The organism is Succinimonas sp. (assembly GCF_045225735.1).
Taxonomy (GTDB): Bacteria; Pseudomonadota; Gammaproteobacteria; order Enterobacterales; family Succinivibrionaceae; genus Succinimonas.
Map to the genome: position 1 here is coordinate 1 of NZ_JBGVBR010000223.1, position 2051 is coordinate 2051.

Here is a 2051-nt window from a genome sequence, read left to right on the forward strand (position 1 = left end):
CATTCAGGAAACCAAGGGCTCCGACATTCAGCAGGATATGATTTTTGTGCAGGACTTCATGTCCAAGGTAAGCTCCTACAGCCAGGGCGCCATCTCCGCCATCAGCAAGTCCGGCGATACCCTCACCTCCATTGCCAGAGGCTAAGAGAGCAGGGCTAAGTTCCAGCCGATTGCATCCAGACCCCCGAAGGTTTTCCAGAGGGGGTTTTTTCGTATGTTTGGAAGCGGGGCCGGAGGAGGCAGCGCAGTTATTCACAGGAGGTTTTCCTCAGGCGGCTGTGACTCCCGCTATAAGCTCCCTTTTTTAACGGCCATGCAGAGCATTTCCAGAAGCTTCCTGTCCATGCTGCGGGTAAAGCTGTATACCGGCTTTTCCAGCCGCCCCAGACTTCTGCCGACAGCTTCAGGGGAACTGAAATCAAAATCAGCGGAAGCGGGGAAGGGCGTTTCTGATTTCATGGCTGTGACATAAGTGTCACGGCCATCCTGCAAGACCAGCACCGCGCCGATTTTCACCGGGCTTTCGTCCTCCTTCAGGGAGCTCATCAGTTTTTCCAGCAGCTCGGACACTTTCGGGGTCAGACCATTGCTCCGGGCGGGGGCAGCAGTATTCTGCCTGCAAAGCTTCCGCCAGCAAAAGGGCTCGGTGGTTTCCCGGGCGGCATTCAGGTAAGCATCTACAGCCGCTGTCAGTCTGTCCCGCTGCTCAAAATCACGAGCCGCATATGCTCCGGTTATCCAGGCTCTGAACTGGCCCAGCCATTCCCGGGCATCGCTGCATTCATGACAGTGGTATGTCACCGGACGGTTGATCCGAATAAGAGGGGGTTTCTCTCCGAAGATAAATACATGACTCTCAGAGAAATCCGGAAGCTCCTGACAGATCTCTGTCAAGAATGCGGCAAGACTCGGAGTTTTTCCGGTTTTCAGATCATCGGAGTGAGCCGCCGCCGCAAGCAGGATATCAGGCAGGGTCAGCGTTCCCTGGATCTTTTCAAGCTCCTGATAAAGCTTCCGGTTCCGGGTGCAGAGCTCTCCCTTTCCCGTTCCCAGGGGTTCAGGAGCGCTGGTGACCGCTATAGCTCTCACCGCGGAAGAGAGGTAAATTCCGGTTACCTCCAGGGATTTCACCATAAAAGGGGCTGCCGTTTCCTGACGCCAGACATGGATGCGGCGATGAGAGATGCCGAGCTTCTGCAGGGCCTTTTTTACCAGATAGCCGCTCATGTCAAGAGAGGCCGCCAGGGATTCTATCGTCCAGTTGTCATAAGCGGAAACGGCGTCTTTAACCTTTGCCGCAGCTTCAGCCATCTCTTCATCAGATTTCCTGATCCCGCCGCCATAGGTTTTTCTGAGCCCTTGAATCCGGTATTTGCGGAAGCTTTCCTTCCAGCGGGAGACCATGCGCTTCTCAATGCCGAGCTTTGCGGCCACATCCTTGTTCATCGTGCCGTCAAGGCCGTTCAGGATGATTTTGGCTCTCAGGGACATGACGGGATCATTCCCGCCGGCCAGCATTTTCAGCTCTTTAAGCTCTTCATCACTGACCTCAACCGGCAAACTTACTCGGGACATGGCAGGCAACTCATAAAAAAACAACGCTAACGCTGCCATTATGCAGGATCTCAGCGGGCAGGCAACAGATATTTGTTCACAGTTTATCGCCTCCGTTGCCAGAGACTGAAGAGCAGGGATCTCTTCCCGCCGGCTCTGTCCAGCCCCCGAAGGTTTTCCTGCGGGGTTTTTCGCATGCATTCGTCCCCGCCCAAACAGAGAAAAAACGCATCATCGGCAAAAACGCATAATGCTTTTTTTGAGAAATTTTTTGTAACCCGGGAGAATTTGCTGCGTTATCAGAACAGCAAGGCGATGAAAAGCCAAATCCAAATCAGAACCAAAGAGAAAAACACAGGAGTTTATCATGGTTGACAATGTTAGCAACGGTCAGGCAGCTTCCCAGACACAAGCCACTCAGGACACCAAGGACAAGTACGGCTTTGACATGATTACCAGCGTTGAGCTGATGTTTGCCAAGCTGCAGAATGACCTCG

At 53.4% G+C, this 2051-nt stretch carries 1 protein-coding gene; it reads right to left on the minus strand.

The features are described from left to right. Window positions 1-288 precede the first annotated feature (288 nt). The gene (locus tag ACJROR_RS07760) at window positions 289-1575 is read right to left on the minus strand and encodes a transposase (RefSeq protein WP_406546627.1); all 1287 of its coding nucleotides are present in this window, start codon (window positions 1573-1575) and stop codon (window positions 289-291) included. Between the last annotated feature and the right edge of the window lie 476 nt (window positions 1576-2051).

Coding starts and splice junctions, on each gene's coding strand:
- ACJROR_RS07760 (WP_406546627.1), bottom strand. CDS start 1,575: ATGTCCCGAGTAAGTTTGCCGGTTGAGGTCAGTGATGAAGAGCTTAAA.